This is a genomic window from Candidatus Melainabacteria bacterium, assembly GCA_003963305.1.
In the GTDB taxonomy this organism is placed as follows: domain Bacteria; phylum Cyanobacteriota; class Vampirovibrionia; order Obscuribacterales; family Obscuribacteraceae; genus PALSA-1081.
This window is the reverse complement of sequence record RXJR01000028.1, coordinates 330391-352215: the sequence shown is the minus strand read 5'-3', so window position 1 is coordinate 352215 and position 21825 is coordinate 330391. Positions and strand designations below refer to the sequence as shown.

Here is a 21825-nt window from a genome sequence, read left to right as displayed (position 1 = left end):
CAGGCGGAACTGGAAGCGGAGGAAGCGGCGGCCAGGGCGAATGAGACAGCCGGGGCTGCTGCCTGAAAAGTCTTTTCTGAGTCTCAGGAAGACTTTTAGCTAAATACTGCGTGGCGCTATCTGTGGTGCCACGCAGCTTCGTTCTGATAATGGAACCGACAACCAGGGATGAAACAATGGCAAAGCACTTCATTCGTACTCACGCTCCAGTGACAGCCGAACAAAGCTCGCTTCTGCTTCAGGTCGGCATCGACGTCAGCAAATTCGTCACCAGAGAAGTGTTCTGGGGCGAATTCACCGAAGAGCAAATTGTGCTTCTGCGAAGCTGGAGTTGGGTCAAGAGCATCGACTCGGATGTTCAGTTCCAGCCGTTCGCAGTTTCGGACGGGTCTGGCTCCGATCAACGGCTTATCGTGAGGCGCACCGTCATCGGTGCTGACGAAAGGATTTTCTGTGCCTTCGTCAACGACACTCTCGAGCCCGGAGATGAACTGTTCTCTGGCACGTTTCGGCGCACCGAGAACTGGGTGAACATTCGTTCTCGTGGGCGTAGCATCTCTACGACGGTCTGCGAGCAGGTCGGCGAGCTTACGCTGGTGGGCTTTCATCAGCAATCAATCGACCACGATGCGGCGCCGGTTGCGCACGAACCGGTCGTGCAGCAACTGGTCATATAGAAGGCAGGAGGGTCGTAACCGTCTCTCTCTCTCTCTGACTGTCACCGCATGTGGTGACACAACAGCAAGGCGATCACTGAATGGTCGCAAGGAGTCTCCAAATGAAAAAGCAGGTAAGAACGTATCTGAGTCGCCACGGATTCACACTCGTTTGGGCGCTTGGCTTTGGTGCCTGGCTCGGCTTCGGCGCCTGGAATTACTTCAATTCCGCCGAGGTCGCAACACCCGAGCAAGTGGTCGCGGCTCGCAAGCAGATGACGCCCGGGCAGCTCGCCTACGAGAAGGCGTTCCGAAGTTTCGAAACGTATTTTCGTCTGCTCGGCGACCCCGACGACGCGAAGAGGTTCGCAGCGAACTGGCAGCACCGCTTTGACGCGAGCGGCAAACTCAAGACCGAGGAGGGAACGCAGGCTGCCATCGAGGAGATGTCGAAGGTCGGCAGTTTGCTCGGCTGCCCGGCGCAATTCAATGGCAAGTGTCTGTTTGAGCGAGCCAAACGCGCTTATATCCGCGTTCACTACAATCTCGGCGATGCAGACCTTCCCAATCTCACCGATCCGAAACAGCGAGCCGAGTGGAGCGATATGATCGATAAGACGATCGATCCCAAGCTCCTTGAAAGCGAAGACGGCGTCTTTGCCGCCATTCGTCAGATGCGCGACAGTCTGCACATGCCCTTCGATCTTGTTCACAGCCCGGCTATGACGAAGACTGAGACCAGGGTGCGTGAGGCTCACTTCCCGGGCATCGGCGTGCCGATTGCAGTGACCAACGTCGAGAAGAACAAACTCGGCGGTCTGTTTCACTTCTTCTTCGGTCGCCCTCAGTCGGGCAGCCCGCTTTTGGGCAAAGTGCAGTTGGGGGATGTTGTTCTCGCTGTCAACGATCGCAATCTGGATGGCCTGACGATCGAAGAAGCGAAGCAATTTTTCGTCGGCAAGCCCGGCGATCATCTGAAGCTCCAGGTTCAGCGCGATCAAGACTCGAAACCTTTCGAGGTCGATGCGGTTTTCACTTGCGCGCCGGACGTTCCCAACTGCTCCAGCAATGCTAATCTGGGCGTCGATCTGGGAATCACGCATCTGAACGAGATCCCGCTTTCGGAAATCTCTCAGGTGATCGCTGAAGCTCCTGTCGAGGGCAGTCCTGCCCTTGGAAAGATCAACGAGGGCGACTTGATTGTTGCCGTCAACCACGAATCGCTTAACGGCCTGATCGTCCGTCAGGTTGTTGAACGCATTCACGGCGATGTCGACACTCCTGTTGTTCTGACTTTGAAACGGAAGGATGCGTCGGGCAACTACAGCAAGTTCGACGTGACCATCACGCGCAAAGTTATCGAGAAGCACGCTGTTCACTTCACGGCGCTTGAGGATGGCATTGGTCTGGTCGTGCTTGATCAGATCTCGAGTCTGAATGTGCCCGCGGATTTTGCGGTCGCGATCGCTCGCACCGTTCTTCCTCTGGCCAGCGAGGCGCTCAATGGCAAGACAGACGCTGAGTCGCTGCGTCTGGTTGCTCAGTTCAATGAACTCAATCAGAAACTGGCGCAGGGTGCCACTCTCGACGATGCTTCCATGCGCATCGCCATGAAGGCACGCGACGTCTATGAAGAACTCGGTCAGGGCGGGGGCTTCATTCTCGACCTGACACATAACCCGGGCGGTGAGAAGAGTATCTTCCTCGATCTGGCCGGTCAAATACTGCCGGATGGGCTGGTCGTTTCTCTGCGCGAGCGTGAGTTCGGCACTGACCGCATCATGATTCATGAAGACAGTCTGACTCCGGCTTTCGCTATATCTTCTGACCGTCCGTTGGGCATGGGACTGGAGGGCGCCACGATTCATCCGTCGGTGCGTGTTCCGCTCCTTCTGCCCAAAAAGATGTCGTTCAAGGTGCTGGTTGGACCGAACACCGCCAGCGCTGCCGAACTGACTGCCGGCATGTTGCAAACTCACAAGCGTGCAATATTGATCGGACGGAAACTTCCAGGTCAGAAGGGCCACTCATCCACCCTCGGGAAAGGCTCTGGTCAGGCGACGATTCCGCTGCCATATGGTTTCAGCCTGCATGTCACTTACCTCGAGTTCTATCCCGGTGGTGAGCGGTCGAATGGCAGAGGGCTTATCGCTGATCTCGATGCTGACGGGCTGAGCGCGCAGCGTGAGCTCGCCATCGCTGAGATCAAGAAGGACAACCTGGCCATGGCGACTCGCATGGAAGACACGCAACTGGCGAAAGATCGCAATCGCGAGATTCTCGGCAACGACATGCGTGATCGCGCCAACGAAGATCACAAGCCTCTCGAAAGCCAGGATCCAAGCCGATTCAAGTAACGGGTCGGTGATCTGACATCGAGACCGGACCCTCTCGGGCCCGGTCTTTCACATGAGTAACACCGCACATGAGGTCTTAAGGCTTCATGTCATCAACGCAAACATTCCGGAAGGATAAATCCTATGAAGAAGATCAAGAACACTCGTAAGCTGCTGCTCAGCACCGCTGGCGCTCTCGCTCTCGTGATCGGCGGTTTTGGCATCTACGCCCACAACCTGCCGCCGGCGCCGCCTGCCCCGGCCTGTCAGATCGGTTCGAGCGAGGCCGCGTCTCAGATGATCTGCACGATCACTGGACCCGAGCTGCTCACGATTGCTCAGTCCGACGCGATCCGCGAGAACAAGCGCATCGTCTCGGCGGAGATGGAAAACAATCAGGCTTTCCGCGTTCTCGACAAGGAAGTCGCGCCGGGCAAGATCGAAGAAACCCTTGAAACGAATCTCGGCCAGCACTTCACGTTGCGCGTGAAGTTCATCAACGGTGAGTCGTCGACTGTCGTGCTGACCAACAAAGAGATGGTCGGCATTCGCAATCTGCTTGGCGAGCGTTTTGTTATTGGCGAAGTTCCTCCGCTCACCTGGGGCGAATGGGCGCTTGCCAACTGGCTTCCGCTCCTGGCTGGCGGTGGCTTTCTAACCTTCGCTATTCTGGCGACGCTAGGGAAGTTGCCCGGCAAGATGGGCCAGGCTATGAAGATGGGCAAGAGCAAGGCCAGGTTGCTCAGCAAGGAGGACGCCGGCAAGGTTACGTTCAAAGATGTCATCGGAATGGAAGATGCGAAGAATGATGTCGGAGATATCATCGACTATCTGGCCAATCCGAAAAAATATGTCGCGAAGGATGTGACGAAAGGAGTGTTGCTGGTCGGTCCTCCCGGCGGCGGCAAGACTCTGCTCGCTCGCGCCATCGCGGGTGAAGCCGGGGTGCCTTTCTTCTCGATCTCTGGCTCCGATTTCGTCGAGATGTTCGTCGGCGTCGGCGCCAGCCGCGTGCGTGATATGTTCGAGGAGGCAAAGAAAAATGCCCCCTGCATCATCTTCGTCGATGAGATCGACGCTGTCGGTCGTCATCGCGGCACCGGTATGGGCGGTGGCAACGACGAACGCGAGCAGACGCTGAATCAGCTGCTCGTGGAGATGGATGGCTTCGACGGCAAAGACGGCGAGCGGGAGCCGATCATACTGATCGCTGCCAGCAATCGCCCCGATGTTCTTGACCCGGCTCTCCTGCGTCCTGGTCGATTCGATCGCCAGGTCGAAGTGCCGTTTCAAGACCTGAAGGGGCGCGATCAGATGCTCACTCGTCTGTTCGAGAAGACGCGTGCGGAGGCGAAGAGTGCCAAGACTCCGGTACCGTACGTCTCCACCGATGTTGATTCCAGAAAGTGGGCGAGGAAGACCCCTGGCGCATCACCTGCCGATCTCGTCAATCTGGTCAGGGAAGCTCGGCTTCGGGCAACTCGCCAGAATCGGTTGATCATCATCGATGAAGACTTCGATGAGGCCTTCATGAAGATTCAGTTTGGCGAAAGAAAAGCCATAATCATGACGGCTAGCGACAAACGCCTCACTGCCTATCATGAGGGCGCTCATGCTCTGGTCGGTCTGGACACTCTCGAACAGTACGGCGAGCTTGTCACCCGTGCCACGATTGTTCCGCGGCGCCGTGCCCTCGGGATGGTCAATATCCTGTCGCAGCGAGACCAGATCAGCACTTGCCTCGGCAAGCTGAGGGCGTTTCTTGCGACTGGCATGGCTGGTCGTGCCGGCGAGTTTCTGCTAGCCGGCGGCAATGTCGACCAGGTCACGAGCGGTGCGCAGGGTGACATCGATATGGTCACCAAGCAAGCCGAGCAGGCCATTACCCAATGGGGTTTTGGTCCGTACATCGACGAGCGCCTGAGCTTCCTCAAGTATGGCGATGGCGATAACGCACATCCCTTCCTCGGCTACGAGATGGGAGTGCGTCACAACTCGATGCTCTCCACCGAGGAAGTGGCGCTTGTTCGTGCTGCCGTCAAGAAACTGGTCGACGAGGCATTCCAGACCGCCTTGCGTAAACTCAGAGAAGGCGTCAAGGAGTGGCATGCGATCTCGGAAGGCTTGCTGGACGACGAGACTCTCGAGCGCGAGGAAATTCTTGCGCGTGTCAATCCCCTGCGCAAGGCTCGTAAATTGCAGGAGATTGAGCTCGAGCCGACCGAACCTGAGGCCGGGCGTCTCGGTGTCGATTTCATCGAGGCGCAGGTGGCACTGGCCCTCAAGAAGTCCGACCCCAATCAGACGGAGCTGACCTTCTGACCGGAATAAGTCGGACCTTGAAGAACGTGAATCCCGGACTCAAGTCTGGGGTTCACAAAACACTGGCTGCCTGTCGGCTGTCAGATTCGAATGCAAGGAGAACATCGATGTCTCAGTCGGACACTCTCAAGTTTGCCGTTGCTGCCAGAGCAGCGATCGTGGCCGGTCTGCTCGTTGCGGTTGCCTGGCGATACGGCTATCTGCAGGTCCTTGTGGCGCAGCAGCTGGCTCAGCCCGCATGGGCGGCTCCTCTGTTTGGAGTTGTCGCCGGTGTGATATGCACGATCGACCTCTGGACGAACACTCGGTGCAAGTATTTTGCCGCGACAATGGCGGCTGGCGCCTCGATTCTTCTGGGTGGGTTTTTCTGGGCGACAACTCAGTTCGGATATTGGGAATCGGCGCTCAGTCTGGCTGACAGCATCAGTCCCTGGCAGGGTCCATTGGTTATTGCCGGAGCTGGCGCTGTCTACATGTTCTACGTTTGCCTGGTCGTCCTCATCTTCGCTCGACCGGCCCAGGCGGCGAAAGTGGGCAGCGAATCAAAGTAATCGGCACCAGACGACAATAGCGAAGACGACCACCTCGCAATTCAGCGAGGTGGTTCTGGTCATGTAACCAGATAACCTGCTGCCAACCGGAGCAAGGAATGCAAATTCGCACGATTTCCCTCGCTTTTGCTGATACCGAACTTGGTGTCAGACACGAAGCAATCGCTGTCTTCACGTTCGGTGACCTGCTGCACAGGTGCGACGTCTACTCGCAACTGCAGCTGAATTGTTCATTCGCTCTGAAAGGAAATTATGAGCGTCTGGGTCGGTCCCTGGACGAGGCAGAAGCAGCCGGGTTCAAAGCCAGGCTGGGAGCGGTCTTCGTCAGTGAGCCCGAACATTCGGGCGAGGCAAGGGTATACGTTGTCGGGTTGGGCGAAAGTTCCGCCCTCTCCGACAGTATCGGTTCGGGCGACTATCAGTCGGCGGTTCAGAAACTGTTCGAAACCGTCCACACTACAGGCGCCGGCACCGAGTTGCTCACGGTAGTTCTTCCCCCTGTGAGCCTATATTGCGTTGAGCGTTCGGAGGCGGCGCGAGTTACCGCCCTTTGGTCTATTCTTTCGCTGGCTGGTCCGTTTGACACCAAATATGGTGCAAGGCTTGACCTGCCGAAAAGAGATCTGGACTTGCTTCTCATCGTCGAAAGAACAGATGAGGAGTGCGCCACGATCTCTGCTCAGATTCGCTCTGGCGCTCGCACTGCCAATGCGCATCTGGAGGAACGGCATGACATGTTGTGCTGTGGCTGTTCATGCCGGGTCGCAGATCAGGACGCTGATGAGAGACGTTCTGCCGAGCGATCAGCCCAGGTGGAAGAAGCTGACCGAGAAGTCGAACTCAGCTGACTTCCATCCACAGTGCGAGTGATTCTGAACATGCGCCGAGCTGCCACGCGCACCGAAAGTGGCGGCAAAAAAGGAACTGCTCATGACGACTATCAATGTCATGGCGCCTCTTCTCGTCGGAGATCCGCGTGGTCGTGACACTGAAGAGACGCGCCGTGCCTGGCTCGAGTTCGCCACGCAGTTGGCGGTTGTGAAAGCCGAAGGCGTTGCTGCGGTCAGCACTGACGTCTGGTGGGGCCTGGTGGAGAAGTCCGAGCGACGCTACCACTGGGAGTATTACGATCGGCTCTCCGACTGCATCATCGCAGCCGGGCTCAAGTGGGTGCCTATTATGTCGACGCATCAGTGCGGCGGCAATGTTGGCGATGACGTGTACATCATGCTGCCGCCCTATATCTGGAAAAAGATGGCGGGAAAGATGCGCAGCAAAAACGTTGACGCGGCTTGCTTCGTCAGCGAACAGGGCCATGTTTGCCGTGAAAGCATCAGTTGCTGGGCTACAGACTTCGTGCTCGGCGATATGAAGGCGTTCTTCGCCGCGTTCATGGCGCACTTCGCTCACAAGGCTGAATACATCTCTGAGATCAACATCAGCCTTGGCCCGGCCGGTGAGCTGCGTTATCCGAGCTACAATTTGCACGACAAAAACGCCGGCTTCCCCACTCGGGGAGCGCTGCAGTGCTACTCAGAACTGGCACAGCAGTCGTTTGCCGACGCCATGTTGCGTAAGTATGGCTCGGTGAAAGCGGTTCATAACGCCTGGGGCAGCCGGAAACTGCTCGCTCCACCGCGTAATGTGCGCGCCTTCTTCGACCGCAAATTGCACACCGACACCGAATACGGTCTAGATCTGTTCGACTGGTCTTCGGAGTCTTTGCTCGAGCACGGTCGAAAAATTATGCTCGCTGCTCTTGAGGTCTTCTCCGGAAAAGGAGCGGCTTTCGTTGGTATTGACCTGGGTGCGAAAGTGCCTGGCATTCACTGGCGAATCGGAAGGTTCAGGCGGAACAAAATCGTCTATGGCGATCGCCTGGCTGAACTGAGTGCCGGGTTGATTTCGGCTCGGGGTCTGATTGCGAACGATGATGCTCATGGCTATGAGGAAATCGTTCGATTTTTCCACGACTTGCAGAAGGTGAAGCCGAGCACTCGTGTCTGGCTGCACTTTACTTGCCTGGAAATGGAAAACGGTCAAGACGGCAATCGAGAGTCTCTTGCTCTCGAACTGGTGCGCTGGGTTGGTCAGACGGCCAAACGGTTGAGAGTGCCGGTGAAGGGAGAGAACGCTCTCAGTCACCTGCTCTATGACGCCGATACATGGTTGCGACTGCGCGCAGCGCTTGGGCTGGGCGACGGTCAGGGCCACTACGAGGGGCTGACTATCTTGCGCATGTCGGACGTGGTCAAAAACAAGGTGGCCGCTGCCGAACTACACAAGACCATGCAACTGATCGCTTCCTCAGCGAAGTGATTGGTTTGCCGCGTATCTGGTAGTGCCACCGCGAACGGTGGCACAGCCAGTTCATAGAAACTTCGTCAATAACGAGCAGAAAAAGAGAAGGACGTTACATGAACAGCTTCAAACCGAAGACCCGCGTGCTCATGCTCGCCTGGGAATATCCGCCGCGCATCATCGGCGGTCTGGCTCGCGTCGTCTACTTCCTCTCCCGTGAGCTTGCTCAGCAGGGCATGGAAGTGCACGTGGTCACGGCCGATCACCCCAACACTCTCGAACATGAGGTCGATGAGTTCGGTGTGCATATTCACCGCGTCAAGAACCAGGTCACCGTCGCTGCTGGCGTGTGGGTGACGGAGCAGTCTCCGGACTTCCGCACCTTCATCACGCGACTCAACGTCGGCATGCTTCAGCATGCGCTGAAGCTCCACAAGGAGGAACCGTTCGACATCGTGCACGCTCACGACTGGCTGGTGTGGGACTCGGCCTGGGTGCTCAAGGCGCTCGGACTGCCCATCGTCTCGACCATCCATGCGACCGAAGCAGGGCGCAACGATGGTGTGCTCGACCGCCCCGACAGCATCTATGTTGGCGAGGTGGAGGCGCGGCTGGCGGTGGAGTCCGGGCAGATCATCGTCAACAGCCGCCACATGCTGGATGAGGTGACCGCTTACTTCCCCGTCAAGGCGGACAAGGTCAAGATTGTTCCCAACGGCATCTTGCCTGACCGTCTGGCTTGCAGCATCGAGCGTTCGACGCTGCGCAAGGCTTACGGCGTTGCTGCTGGACCAGTGATTCTCTTTGTGGGGCGTCTGGTTCAGGAGAAGGGCGTTCAGTTGCTTCTCAAAGCGGCGCCGAAGATTCTGGCTGCTTATCCGAAAGCCACTTTTATGGTTGCTGGCGAGGGCTACTTCAGAGAAAGTCTGGAGTCCATCGTTCGCAAGCAGAAGCTGGAGGATAGCGTCAGGTTCCTTGGTCTTGCCGACGACGCCAAGCTGTCGCAGCTGTATGCGATAGCGGATGTGGCCGTGGTGCCTAGCACCTACGAACCATTCGGCATCGTCGCGTTGGAAGCGATGGCTACTCGCGTGCCGGTCGTCACTTCCGATGCTGGTGGTCTGAAGGACATTTTCCAGCATCGGAAAAATGGCATTGTCTTCAAGGCCGGCAACGCCACCAAACTCGGTGCGGGCATTCTCGAAGTGCTCGGCAATCCTGAACTGGCTGACAGGCTCCGGGTCGGGGCTCGTCAGACTGTGCTCGATCGCTTCACCTGGCCTGTGATCGCGGAACGCACGGCACAGGTCTACGCCGAGGTGCTGGCCTTGCATCAGAAGTCGGGCGACTGATGTTGCGTGACTGCGGTCGTGTGACCGAAGTTCTGTGACTGAGGTCGCATGACTGAAATTACACGACCGATGCTGTGCGATCGAAGTTAGAGGTCCTGAGGAGCAAAGCAGGAGTCCGTCAAGCTCTCCTGCTCTGCCGTGCATCCGATTCATCCATGTCACTGTGGAGGAACCAATGAACGCCAACCCACGCATTCCTGTCGATGTTCTCATCTCGGACGTCGACAACACGATGCTCCCCTATATAACCGGGTTCCTGTATCCAGCCATCACAGCTGGTGTTGCGAGCATCGCCCGGCTCTTTCACATGAATCCGGAAGAAATGGTGCGCTGTCTCGCTCCGACCATGAAGCAGCATGGGCACGACAACCCCTGGCTGATCGAACTGTCGCCCTTGCGAAAGAAGTTCGTGGGCACCGACGCCCAGTTCATCGATATGGTCGTGCGTCCCTTCTGGCTTGCCTGGGACGAGGCGGCTGAGATGTCTGGTCAGGCCTATCCCGGCGTCATCAAGACTCTCGAAACGATCAATGACCTGGGCAAGCGCACCTTTGCGCTCAGCAACGGGCGCGACTTCTGCGTGATTCAGCGCCTGCGTGCGGCTGGTCTTCTCCAGTATATTGAGGGCGTTGCAGCGGTTCAGGTGCGAAACAAAGGCGGTTTCGATACGACCGTCTACGATGAGCGACGGGCTCGTATTCTTTCCGCGAACTCCGATGTCAACTTGACGATTCTGCAGGAATGCGCTTCCAAGCCAAGCGGCGCTGGTCTGGCGACGATTCTGGAACTGGCTGCCGTCGACGTGAACGACTGCATCTTTACTGGAGATGCGCTCGAACTTGACGGTGTCGCCGCAGCTGCCCTCGGCATGCAGTATGTCTGGATGGCACCGGGCGGAATTTTCCTGACGCGCGACATCGACGTCATGTTTGCCGGTGCTCCGATCGAGAGCGCTCGTCAACGTCACAACCTGTCGGTGCCCGTCATGCATGAGGCGCATCGATTCGACGAGCTGCTCAAGTTCTTTTGATCAGCTCATCAACTGAGTGAAAGGAACTGCCATGGGCGACGATGCACCAGGGCTCCACTATGAGATCGAGCGAGGCTTTTCTCTTGGTCGCCAGCAATGGCGTAAACTCAAGAGAAAAGCGGCGCGCATCGGACTCAAGTTCAGCCGCAAGCTTGAAATTACCGATCTGGTTATCCCGAGCACCGGCAAGTCGACAAGGCGCCTGCGCATCGAGCGAACCATCGGTTTGGATGGCACTGTCCGCGGTGTCAAGTTGATTCGGTGCGCGAAAAGCCACCCGGTCGCCGGCAAGAACGGGCGCCACATCAGGCACGAGAAAGAAAATGAAATCTCGCTCGATGCCGCACTGGCGTTTGTGACCAGGGCAGTCGACCAGCAAGAGGCTGCAATTCCTCGCTACAGCAAGTCGCGCGCCGAATACACATATGCGTATGCCGGTTTCGAAATGACGATTTCGTTCGATCACGCTGTCGGACTGGGTCGTTACTCCGGTCGCTATATGGAGATCGAAACTATCCTGCCGGATAAAAGCCCTAACGTCGCCGAGGCTCTCACAGCAATCCGTAATCTGGCATTGCTGCTTCTCGGTAAGAAATACAAGGGCAAAATCAGTTATCGAAAGATGCTGATGGCGACCTGGAATCACAGCAAAGCCAGCACATCCAGAAAGGAACTGGCTCGTCTTCGCAAGGAACACCGCCAATTGGTCAGGCGCGCAGTCGCTTGAACCATCCAACATTGACAATAGGTTCGGCGCGTCGTCGCCCGAATCGTTCAACGTTTCTCGCTCTACGGGAATACAACATGAACAACTTACTCGAGAAGTTCGCGAACCACCTCTCCAATCTGACAGCCAGGCAGGCTGCATATTGGGCTGCCGCGTTGACTGTCCTGGTTGTTGTAGTCTCTGCGATGTCGACATATGTTGACATTCGCAACGATGGCAATGAGCAGGAGCTGGGCATGGTCTTCCAGTGGAACACTATGCAGGCGCGCTACTCGCAGGGGCGTCTGTCCGTTGTCGACGGGCTGAAAATCGCAGATAACGAGAAGGATGCTCTGGTTCAGCTCCTCAAGACCGGCGTCGGTCAGCGGAGCGCTTTTACCGATGCGAACGATCGGCTCGACCGGAATAAATTCATTTCGGTTGTGCACGAGGCGTATCCTCAACTCGGTGGGTTGAACATCTACGATCGGCTGTTCGTCGAAGTACAGGCAATGCGCACAGTTTTCGCCGCCGATCAGGGGAAGCTTCACGATATGGTGCGCGCCTATGACTTGTGGCGCACCACCGGCGGTTTGTTCCAGCCTCTGCTTGTGGAGTGGATCGGATTTCCTTCCAAGCGGCTGGAAATTCGCATCGGTCAAAAGGTCCTCACCGGACCTGAGGCGCTCGACAAGCTTTCTCGAGCGATTATCTCCACGAGCGTGCAGGAGATCTTCGAGAGCGGAAAAGACCGCCCTATCACGCGCTAGAACAGCAAGCTAGCACCGAAGATGCGTTTCTCAGTCGCATTTTTGGAGTTATCACCGAAAGAAGGAGGAATTGACCATGGGTGTCAATCCTATTCATGACGAAGAAAGCAGGCGCCTTATCGCGCAAGCTTTCAACGCGCCTTTTCTCAAGAAGGGAGAAGACCGTAAGCTTGGTCGCTTGATGCAAGCGGGTGGTGTCGAGGGCGAACGCGCTCGTGTGCGTTTGATAGCGTCTCACGAGCGACTCGTCGTTTCGATTGCCAAAAGATACTTGAAGAGTGGTAAGTCGTTTGCGGCGCTGATTTCGGAAGGAAAAATCGGTCTGGTTCAAGCCGCGAATAGGTACGAGCCTGAGCGTGGCAACAATTTCTCGACCCTGGCGGTCTGGTGGATCAGAGCGGCGGTTCAAGATTTCGCTTACGGTGCTGAAGACCCAGTCGATCTGAAGGCTGGTGCCCGCAAGAAGCTGGCCAAAATCAGAAAGGTGGAAAAGTCGCTGATTGAAAGTGGCGAGGATGCTTCGGAAGAAGCGATCGCAGCTAAGGCGAAGCTTTCTGTCGTCACTGTACGACGTCTTCTTGAACGGTCGGCAAATCCGATTCCGCCTACTGTTTCGCTCGACGATGTGATCGGCGACGACGGCACCACTCGTGGTGAACTTTTGGTCGTCGAAGATGAACCTGGTCCGGACCATTCGCTGCATTCAGAAGACATCAAGATTGTTCTAGACCAGGCATTGGCCAACCTTACTGAGCGCGAGCGTATCATTGTATCTATGCGCTTCGGTCTGGGTGATGACGAGAATGTGACGCTGGAAGTGCTGGCGACTCGCTTTTCCATCACCAAAGAACGGGTTCGCCAGATCGAAGTTCGCGCGCTTGAAAAATTGGCGAGCGGACCCTATGGAAAGAAGCTTCGCTCGCTGCTATAGGCGCTGTGAAGTTGAACCGTTAACAGAGTAATCAACTAGCCTTCCAATCTACAAAGGGAAGACACAACATGATCGAATGGATCTGGGGAGCGTTGATTGTCGCCCTGACGGGCGTATCGATGCACTACCTTCTCAAGGTGATGAAGTCTGAGTGTGAAGTGACGTGGAAGGAGTTCGGCTTTGGCATGGCGTTCTTCCTCGTCATCGGATTGTTCGGCATCATCAAGATCTTCGACTACTTCGCCGTGCAAAATCTGGTCACTTACAGCGAAAACTGGAGTGGCTTTGAAGTGCGCGCCAACTGGCAGAGAGTGACATGCTCGGAAGATGGTCGGTGCACCCACACTTATGACTGTCATCCGTATTACGTTCCCGAATTCTACGACTGTTCATACACGAATTCGAGGGGACAGCGAGTTTCCAGAACATGCACGCGCATGGTCAGGCGTTATCACTCTTGCCCCTACACCACCGAGGAGTGGACATTCTCTGTGGACACCAGCACTGGTGACAGTGTGACGATGGGTGATCGCTGGTTCCCCACTGATCCCGAGCAGCACCGCTGGCGGGGCTGGGGTGACCGGTGGGTGCCCGCGCTGCCCGGATCGGTGCAGTCTGGCGTGCCGACGAACTGGAGTGCAGCTAACGAAAGATTGGCGAGTCATCGCCCCGGTGGTGTGACGTTCAGGCACGAATATCCGAATTACGTGCTTGCCGCCAATCTGTCGATATTGCACAAATACTCCGACAAGATAGAGTTCTACAAGGCGGCGAACCTGTTGCCTGACTTTCACACGGAGGTGCGTGACGACTACACTGGTGAACGCGTCTACTTCGCTGGCGTCAAATCATTGCCCGCAGACGAGTGGCTCACCGCCTCGAATCAGTTCAACGGCGCTCTCGGTCTTGAACGCCAGGGAGACTTGCATCTCGTCATCGTCGACGGTGGGGCGGTGCCTGTTGCCGATGCCGATGACTATATCGGCGCTCTGACAGCCTACTGGCAAAGTGATGCGTTTGCGAAGAACGCATTGTCTAAGAATGCGATTGTTGTTGTGCTGGCAACAGTAGACAAGAAGAGCATCTCCTGGGCGCGCGCGGCGACGGGCATGCCGACGGGTAACGAGTTGTTCACCCTGACTCTGCGCGATCGTTTGCAGGGTCAACCTCTGACACCCTCGGCGGTCTTCGGCAACCCGAATGCTGAGGTTTCGAGTGATGCGAGTGATGCGGACAAATTGTCGGTGCGCGTTGAACACACGAAGGGTGTCCTCGAGCAGGTGCTCTTCGGTGCCGATGGTTTCACGCGTATCCACATGCGTGACTATCAGTATCTGCATCATGAGATCAAGCCGACACAAGAGCAGCTTCGTTGGCTCTACGTGATCATTTTCTTCACGTCGCTTCTGGCGTGGGGAATTGCTGCTTACATAGGCCCGCCCACTTATCACAAGTGGCGCTAACTGAGAGTTATGACAAATACCTGAGCGCGGCTTGCAACTCATTGCTGCGCTCGGTTCAAATCGTCAATCTAGCATCGAAGGAAAATGTCATGACCCGTGTCGTCGCTCTCGCTCTCACTGTTCTTGTCTTTGTCACTTCCGTCTGGGTCGCAGGCGAATACAAACAGACTCGCAATGAGGGTCGCGAATTCGAACTCGGACTGACCGCTTACAACAAGGAGTCCATGTCTGAATACGACCAGGGCCGTTCGACCGTTCTTGACGGGCTCAAGATCGGCGACGACAAGCGCAAAGGGCTTGAGGCTCTGCTGCGCGCCGGCATCGAGGAACGCAAGTTCGCGGGCGCCGGCGGTGCTCTGGACCGTAATGCCTTCATTTCGGCGGTCAAAGAAGCTTATCCCGATCTGGCGCAGCTCGGCATCTATGACAAAATTGCCGACTATGTGGTGGAAATGCGCAAGAAGTTCGCCACCAATCAGACTCATCTCGCCCTCGAAATTAAGAAATACAACACCTGGCGCACCACGGGCGGTCTCTTCCACCCGTTCTTCGTGAAGCTCTTCGGCTTCCCGAGCAAGTCGCTGGAGATCAAAATCGGCGCCACCACGTTCACCGGCGAGGAAGCCCTCCAGAGGATGAGCACGGTCATTATGAGCTCGGGTTCGAAGAAGATCTTCGAAACGGGCGAGGATCAGCCTCTCTAACCAGGGCGTCTGGTCCATCTGAGTATGAAATCGTGCGCGTCGGCAATCATGCATACGCATTTTGTAGATGCAATGCACTGCTGACGCGCGCAGTCACAGTCAGCCCGCAAACATGCGGCTGATTTCCTCTAGCGAAAGAAGATTCAAATGTCACGGAAACTCACTCTCACTCGTCGTGAGATCGCCGCCCTCAATCGCGCCAACGATGCGTACAACCTCGAAGTGGCGGCGATGCCCCGCTATCCGGATGTCGATTTCGAGACGCTGTTCGGCATGCCTCAGGCTCTGGTCGGTCACGGCGCCAACGGTTTTGTGGCCAAACGGAGCATGCTTGGCAATCTCGGCTGGGAGAAGCACGCTCTCATCGGCGATCTGCCCGAGGGCTTCGATCTGAGCGATTTGGGCATCGGCATCGGCATCAAGCAGTATCGCGGGCGCCGTCACGACAAACGCAAGGGCAAGAAGAAGGGCGGCGGCGGCGGGTTCAATCGCACCCTGATGAACCCCCAGATCGTCCACAGCCTCATCAAAAAGGCGATCGCCGCTTCCGGTCTCAAGCCGGTCGGCATGGACGGTCCGCTCGTGCGCGCCGTGCACAACTTCGAATTTCTCACGGGCGAAAAGGCTGCCTGGTTCATCGACGCAATCGCGGAAATCATTCCGCTTGCGCATGTCTGGAGTCTGGCCGAGGTCACCGAGGAGGGACTGAAGAAGATCGCCGAACGCACCGGGTACAAGTATTTCGTGTCGGTGGAGAACAATCGCGGCCAGGCTGTCGCCGTGATGTGGGACCCGAATCGGCTGGACGCGCTCGATACGTTTTCGCTCGATGAAGTCGGTGAAGTGAGTGGTGTGGCCGATCTTCGTCCGGTGGTCGGGGTCCATTTCGAGGACAAGTCTCCCGATGCTCTCGTCGAGGAATTCTGGGCGGCCGCGGGTCATCAGAAGTCGATGCGGGGCGGCGAAGAGGCGAGCGGCAAGGTTCGGCGCCTGCAGAACCAGCTCGCTGCCGATGGTCTGAAAAACAAGGGCCCGGGCGCGCTCGGCATGGACAGCAACTCCAAGTTGGCGACGAAGCAGGGCGATTGGGAAACGGCGCCGCTCGTCGAGTCGGGTCTGCTTCTTGTCGGTCCCGACGACCATCGCGGCACCCAGACGATGGGCTCGCGACTCGATGGTATGTGGGCTCGTGCACTCGGTCATGAGCTGCTCATACTCGCGCAGCTCAACTGGTATGAAGACCCGGCTCTCGGTCGAGCCCTCACCGATCACGGCGCGCTGATCACGCAGTGATACCAGACGTGGCTAAATCGTAACCACCGGCTGCTCAATGACAAGCAAGACTTCGCGCCGCCGTTAGAGTGATTTATCTGGCGGCGCGGAATCTGAACATCTTCCGGACAAGGAGAAGAACATGTCCAAACCGAAAATTCTGATCGTCGATGTCTTCGGAATCGGCGTCGACTACAACATCGCCGAAGGCGAGGAGAACTTCTCTCGCGAGACGAGAACCGGGCTTGAGCGCATGCGCATCATCTTCGAGCAGGCTGGTCGGGCTGATTTCGCCAAAGGGTTGATTACGCGTGACCAGTTTCTGGATGCGCTCAATGAGCGGCTTCGCACGCCCATCACTATGTTGGAAATGATTAGTCTGTGGACTTCCACATATGAAGTGCGGCATGACTTTCAGGGCGAGCTCTGTGCATTCGGCATGCCGCCTTATGTCTGGAGCAGCGACGGCAATGAAGTCGATTTCGCCTGGCTGCGTGCTCACCGACTTCACAAATGGAGCGGCTGCCGTGGAATGTTCATGAGCGGTCCTGGTCGAATCAAGTCGCGCACTGCTTACTATGAGGTTTTGCGACACGACCTGAGCAAGGAGTTGTGCGAGGATCTGGCGTTTTCTGACATGGTTATGATCGACTCATCGATCGAAAGCGTGGGATGTGCTCGTTCTCTCGGCATCGATGCGCGTGTGTTTTCGCCGTTCGGCGTCCGCGACATGTTGCAGGAGCTGAGAACGCGGACGTGATCCAACGCGTTTAATTCAGCCGTGATGATTGGTGCATTGGGATCTCCCTGACTGCTCTGGTATCACGGCTGAACTGTGTTGCCTACTTGCCGCTCGCCACCGCAAGCGGTGTATCCCAAGTCGCAAACAAATGGAGTCGATAATGTCGAAGCAAGAATGGAATCTGGACATGGCGCAGTCGCTTCTCGTCGAGAAAGCGTGCAATGCCCTTGCCGCCAAGCTCGAGGTGGCTCGCAAGTTCAAGAAAAACGCGCTCGTCTACGAGTGTCCTGTTGGCGAGATCAATATCGAGCCTGAAGCCGCCTTCGGCACCGTCCAGAAGTTCGTCGATGAACTCGGGAATACCAGGACTGTGGCGCAGGCGGTGGCGGATGAAGCCAATCCTTTTGTCACCGGCACCGCTCGCATGGTCGCGCTCAACTGCGTCCAGAAAGGTCACGGCGACAATCTCATCATCGAGTTCGTCAACTGGCAGCCGCACATCGCGATTCGCCTTTGATCAATCGCTGATTCCTTCACTCAAACAGCGGATGAACAGACATGGTGAACGCTGTGCTTGTTGGTCTTGCACTCTGGGTGATTCTCTCACCCAGGGTGCTCTGGAAGGTCCTGCAGAAGCGGGTCTTCGTCTTCGATGAAAAATCTCGGGGATCGCAAGCAGAGTTCACCAGACTCTGCAGGTTCCTCGTCCAAAAACAAGGCTTCGAGCTTTGTGACTGTCCTATCTGGAGCAATGGAAGGCAGTTGAATGCGTGCTTATTCAAGCATCCGCGTTCAAAACTGGTTTTCAACTTCCACATGGGGCGCAACAACACCCTGGCGAGCTGCACTTCGTTTGTGCGCATGTACAGCAAGTTCGGCTCGGTCTTTGTGTGCGAGCCACCCGGGTTCGGAAAAAGCGGCGGTGAAGCCGATTTCCTTTCGTTCGGGAATTGCGGGATACTGACTCATCGATACCTGGTGGACACTCTGGGTTACGCGAATGACCAGATCATCCCTTGCGGTGACAGTCTCGGTGCCGCTGCCGCAACTGCTGAAGCTGTCTGGGCCAAGTCAAGAGCTCTCATCATCTCGGCTGCGTTCGAGTCGATGGTGCGCATGGCTAAGGAGCAGATGCCAATCATGCGCATCTATCCCGAGTGGATGTTCCCAGCCCACACTCGCCTCAACAATCTCGAAAATCTGCGGCAGTTCAAAGGAGCGACTCTGCTGCTGCATGGCGTGCGCGACGAGCTAATCTCATTCGATCATGCTCGGTTATTGCAGTCGGCAGCGCCCGATCGTACCACTTTGATCGAGCTGGACGCGGCGCATCGCGACACCGCAGGCAGTGATGCGGAAACGTTCGAGTTCGCAGTCGACGGCTTCTTGCAGATCTGGCTCGGCGTCGGCGGACGTGGAAAACATCCGCATGGCTCTGGCACTGGAGCGGCTGGAAGTGGCGAGAGTGGTGACGGTGACGGTGGTGACGGTGACGGTGCTGTTCCTCGTCTATCGCTGATCGTCAACGAGAAGCCTCGTCCCCCAGGAGCCAGAAAGGTCCGATGGAGGAAGCCAGGCGCACCGCGACTGGTGATCGACGATGGAAAGCCTGTGGAGCCCGTGAACGGCAAGAAAACAGGCGACCCGCCCAAAGATCACTGACGTATGCGTTGTGATCTGGCGGCGAAAGAGCCAGTCGAGTCGAGCGGCACATTCGCTTGGTTCGGCTTATCACAATCGCAAACAATGGAGGAAAGTCAATGAACACTGTACCAACCTCCTCCAATCCTGACCTGGAGACGCCACGGAAACGAGGCAAAGTCGGTAAATTCAAGACTCTCTCCGTGTCAGGCGGAGGCGCACGAGTGATTAGCACCATATGTGGTGGTCTGCTTGCTTGTGAACAGTTCGGAACTGAATTCGAAACGATCGTCGCCCTGAGCGGCAGCTTTGGTCCGTCCGCCTCATGGCAGCACGGCACCAGAGCATCAGTTCTGGCTACAAGAGCCGTGGAGACGCGATTCATCTCGCTTCTTCACTGGGAAACCAGCGTGTTCGCATGGTTGTGGGCAACTGCCTGCAGGCGCGTTTCCGAGCGCGTCTTCCCTGAATCGGGAATCTTCGGGACTGAGATGCTCGGCGAATATTTCGCCAGGCTCGTGCCCCGTTGGCCAAAGGGATTGGCTACTGCGTCGGTAACGTCGCTTTTCAATAAGCGGCGTCTGATTCTGTACACCGATCGGGGCATCTACGAGCAGACTGATTCAGGGTTCGAACTCCTGATCAGTCTCGACGACATGATCGCTGCGGGACGCTCCCAGATTGGCGAAGCGGCACGCGGAACCATGGGCATACCGGGGTTCTGTACTCCGACGCGCCTGCTCACTCCGAAGCGTGACATGCTGGTCTTCGATGGGGTGTTCTCTTCGGAGGGACCTTATCTCATCGACGCCATCCTGCATAAGGGCTTGTTTGGTTGCTGCAGAGACGAGATCCTCGTCTTCAATGTCACCGAAGAAGACTCGGGCTGGCTGACCCATGTTCAGGACTTCCTCTACTGGGTGATCTGCCGGGAGTGTTACATTCCCTCCAGCCCTCCCGGACATAAGGAAGAACTCGCCATCATCTCACCCGATGTCAGAGGATTCTCTGCCGTCAACTTCTGGGTGGGCGAGTATGAAAAGCTTTGTGCTCTGGTCAGAGGTTACGAAGCGACCGCGAAAGTGTTGTTCGACAGCGAGCAAATCACTGACGAACAGTACAGGCATGCTCAGGCAATCGTTTCTGAATTCAGGGCTCTGCAAAAGAGAACCTGGTGGATGAAACTGGTCGGTCTGAAAAAGTGGCGAGTCAAAAAGCTGAAAGAGCTGCTCGCCAGTCACGGCATGTACGAGCTCGGCTAGTCGGGCTCGGTGTCTGGTGGCTTACCTGGTGACCAGCAATCAACCAGGCAATCAATCAATCGAGCAATCAACGAAGTGCGATCGCTGATTGCTGCAACAAGGGAGAGCTGAAATGTTGGGTTTCCTCCACTCAGGTCCCCTGTACAGGGAACCTGCGCGTGTCCTTTTGGAGGGGATGCATCCCGTTTCAAGAGGACATCGTATCCACTACAAAGTAGTGGGCAATAACTCAGGAAAACCGGTGGTTTTTCTGCACGGTGGTCCGGGGAGAGGCATAGATCACAGCATCTGGAGCTTCTTCAATCCACGCAAATACCGCATCATCTTGATCGATCAGCGCGGCGCCGGTCAGAGCACGCCGCGTGGTTCGATCGACTACAACACCACAGGCGATATCGTGGAAGATCTCGAATCGATTCGAATCTTACTCGGTGTCGACAAGTGGATGGAGTTTGCGGTCGGCTCCGGCACCTTTGTGGCACGCGCTCATGCTCAAAAATACCCCGAGAGCGTGTCAGAAATCGTCATGTCCGGTGTGATTTCGTTCAGCCCCAGGGAAATTGACTGGTTGTTCCGCTATGGGGCAAGCGAGCACTTTCCGGAGGCCTGGGAAAACTTCGCCAGCGCGAGGCAAACCGTGCCGAAAAACAACCTTGATTGGTTGGTTCAGCGCTTGCGAGGGCATCAGCCCACGTCACCAGGACAGTGGTTCCACCGCCCTGCTTGCGACACCACTTTGCTCAAAATCTATCACCACCTGATCACGGCGGGAACAGAGGATGAGCAAAAGCAGGCAGTGCGAGCCTGGACCGATTGGGAGAACACCGTTTGTGGTGACGCCAGGCGCTCTGCTGAGGGTCCGGCTTACGAGCAGGCAAGTGTTGTAGCAAAAATCGCCAGCTACTATTTCCTCAATGGCGGTTTCATGAAGCCCGAAGAAATGGCTCGGGGCCTGAATGTCATACGTGCTCACAGGATTCCCTGTGTGATCGTGCATGGCGAGAACGACAAGGTCAGCCCGATCGCTCACGTCATGGAACTGGCGAAAGCCTGGCCCGAAGCCAAGTTGATCAAGGTGCCTGGTGCGGGTCATTCCATACTCGACCCTCGCATTCAACGCGCCCTGGTCGATGTGACCGAAGATCTGGGTGGCTGTGGCTGCATGTTCAAGTTCGGTGAAAAAGAACAGGAGGCGAAATGACATTTTCTATCGCTGTTCCGACCAGCACGGTAATCGCGCGACATCCCGACGACCCGTATCTGGTCTGCGTGATCACTCACGCTAAGAAGCACGGCAAGCGCAAGACGCTTGTTGGCGGGCGAGTTGAACTCCCCGCTCAGAGTCACGAGGAGTGCATTCACGCTGAGTTCGGGCAGGAGGCCGGCGGCAAGGGCGCCACTTTGACAAACGTCAAACTGTGGGCGATCAAAACCGACCCCTACTCGGATGTGCGTGATAGCACGCTCGGCAAGCTGACGCACGGAAGATGTGCGGCGGAGCTGGCCGATGTAGCGGTGATGGGACACTACGGTGCCCCGGATCACATCTACCTGGCTGATGTTGTCGGTGAGCCGTTTCCCCTGGATGGGGAAGCGACGAAGTGCGAGTTCATCGACGTCAGGGAGATAGCTTGCACCGTGGCGCCATCTCTGAGCACTTACGGCGCTCAACAGGATCTCGTCTTGATTGTCTACCGGATGTTTCTGGAAGGCAGGCAGGTGCGGGTCGACGACTTCAACGACTTTCATGAACTGAGAGCAATGTTGCTCGAAACAGCGGAGTAAT

General features: G+C 56.6%; 20 protein-coding genes. All 20 read left to right on the top strand.

What is annotated here, in order from left to right; genetic code table 11:
• The first annotated feature begins 176 nt into the window (after positions 1 to 176).
• The 20 genes from EKK48_26495 to EKK48_26400 all read left to right on the top strand — a co-directional run bounded on the left by EKK48_26495 (position 177) and on the right by EKK48_26400 (position 21824).
• Positions 177 to 677: a hypothetical protein gene (locus EKK48_26495; GenBank protein RTL36783.1), complete on the top strand. Its 501-nt coding sequence runs from the start codon at positions 177 to 179 to the stop codon at positions 675 to 677.
• Positions 678 to 757: 80 nt separating this feature from the next.
• The gene (locus EKK48_26490; GenBank protein ID RTL36782.1) at positions 758 to 3013 is read left to right on the top strand and encodes a hypothetical protein; all 2256 of its coding nucleotides are present in this window, start codon (positions 758 to 760) and stop codon (positions 3011 to 3013) included.
• A gap of 123 nt (positions 3014 to 3136) precedes the next feature.
• Positions 3137 to 5314, top strand: a complete 2178-nt coding sequence (gene hflB, locus EKK48_26485; GenBank protein ID RTL36781.1) for an ATP-dependent zinc metalloprotease FtsH — start codon at positions 3137 to 3139, stop codon at positions 5312 to 5314.
• Between the two features lie 107 nt (positions 5315 to 5421).
• The gene (locus tag EKK48_26480) at positions 5422 to 5865 is read left to right on the top strand and encodes a hypothetical protein (GenBank protein RTL36780.1); all 444 of its coding nucleotides are present in this window, start codon (positions 5422 to 5424) and stop codon (positions 5863 to 5865) included.
• Positions 5866 to 5963: 98 nt separating this feature from the next.
• Positions 5964 to 6713 (top strand): hypothetical protein, encoded by a 750-nt coding sequence (locus tag EKK48_26475; GenBank protein RTL36779.1) that lies wholly within the window; start codon positions 5964 to 5966, stop codon positions 6711 to 6713.
• Positions 6714 to 6795: 82 nt separating this feature from the next.
• On the top strand, positions 6796 to 8184 hold the full coding sequence (locus EKK48_26470) for a glycosyl hydrolase family protein (protein ID RTL36778.1): 1389 nt from the start codon (positions 6796 to 6798) through the stop codon (positions 8182 to 8184).
• 98 nt (positions 8185 to 8282) lie between these two features.
• A complete protein-coding gene (locus EKK48_26465; protein ID RTL36777.1) occupies positions 8283 to 9518 on the top strand; it encodes a glycosyltransferase family 1 protein in 1236 nt (411 codons plus the stop codon).
• 175 nt (positions 9519 to 9693) lie between these two features.
• Entirely contained in the window at positions 9694 to 10548 is an 855-nt protein-coding gene (locus EKK48_26460) for an HAD family hydrolase (protein RTL36776.1), read from the top strand.
• A 31-nt stretch (positions 10549 to 10579) separates the two neighbouring features.
• Complete coding sequence (locus tag EKK48_26455) at positions 10580 to 11275, top strand: hypothetical protein (protein ID RTL36775.1); 696 nt, start codon at positions 10580 to 10582, stop codon at positions 11273 to 11275.
• 77 nt (positions 11276 to 11352) lie between these two features.
• The gene (locus tag EKK48_26450) at positions 11353 to 12024 is read left to right on the top strand and encodes a hypothetical protein (GenBank protein ID RTL36774.1); all 672 of its coding nucleotides are present in this window, start codon (positions 11353 to 11355) and stop codon (positions 12022 to 12024) included.
• Between the two features lie 76 nt (positions 12025 to 12100).
• Entirely contained in the window at positions 12101 to 12955 is an 855-nt protein-coding gene (locus EKK48_26445) for an RNA polymerase sigma factor RpoD/SigA (protein RTL36773.1), read from the top strand.
• A 68-nt stretch (positions 12956 to 13023) separates the two neighbouring features.
• On the top strand, positions 13024 to 14418 hold the full coding sequence (locus tag EKK48_26440; protein ID RTL36772.1) for a hypothetical protein: 1395 nt from the start codon (positions 13024 to 13026) through the stop codon (positions 14416 to 14418).
• 89 nt (positions 14419 to 14507) lie between these two features.
• Positions 14508 to 15122, top strand: coding sequence for a hypothetical protein (locus EKK48_26435; GenBank protein RTL36771.1), 615 nt, complete (start codon positions 14508 to 14510; stop codon positions 15120 to 15122).
• A 147-nt stretch (positions 15123 to 15269) separates the two neighbouring features.
• Positions 15270 to 16415 (top strand): hypothetical protein, encoded by a 1146-nt coding sequence (locus EKK48_26430; GenBank protein RTL36770.1) that lies wholly within the window; start codon positions 15270 to 15272, stop codon positions 16413 to 16415.
• A 121-nt stretch (positions 16416 to 16536) separates the two neighbouring features.
• Entirely contained in the window at positions 16537 to 17154 is a 618-nt protein-coding gene (locus EKK48_26425) for a hypothetical protein (protein RTL36769.1), read from the top strand.
• Between the two features lie 142 nt (positions 17155 to 17296).
• Positions 17297 to 17653: a hypothetical protein gene (locus tag EKK48_26420; protein ID RTL36768.1), complete on the top strand. Its 357-nt coding sequence runs from the start codon at positions 17297 to 17299 to the stop codon at positions 17651 to 17653.
• 41 nt (positions 17654 to 17694) lie between these two features.
• Positions 17695 to 18798: a hypothetical protein gene (locus tag EKK48_26415; protein RTL36767.1), complete on the top strand. Its 1104-nt coding sequence runs from the start codon at positions 17695 to 17697 to the stop codon at positions 18796 to 18798.
• Positions 18799 to 18896: 98 nt separating this feature from the next.
• Positions 18897 to 20039 carry a hypothetical protein gene (locus EKK48_26410; GenBank protein ID RTL36766.1) on the top strand — a complete coding sequence of 381 codons (1143 nt, stop codon included), beginning with the start codon at positions 18897 to 18899 and terminating at the stop codon, positions 20037 to 20039.
• Positions 20040 to 20151: 112 nt separating this feature from the next.
• Positions 20152 to 21240 carry an alpha/beta fold hydrolase gene (locus tag EKK48_26405; GenBank protein RTL36765.1) on the top strand — a complete coding sequence of 363 codons (1089 nt, stop codon included), beginning with the start codon at positions 20152 to 20154 and terminating at the stop codon, positions 21238 to 21240.
• Positions 21237 to 21824, top strand: a complete 588-nt coding sequence (locus EKK48_26400) for a hypothetical protein (protein RTL36764.1) — start codon at positions 21237 to 21239, stop codon at positions 21822 to 21824. The genes EKK48_26405 and EKK48_26400 overlap by 4 nt, the downstream gene beginning before the upstream one ends.
• Position 21825 lies beyond the last annotated feature (1 nt).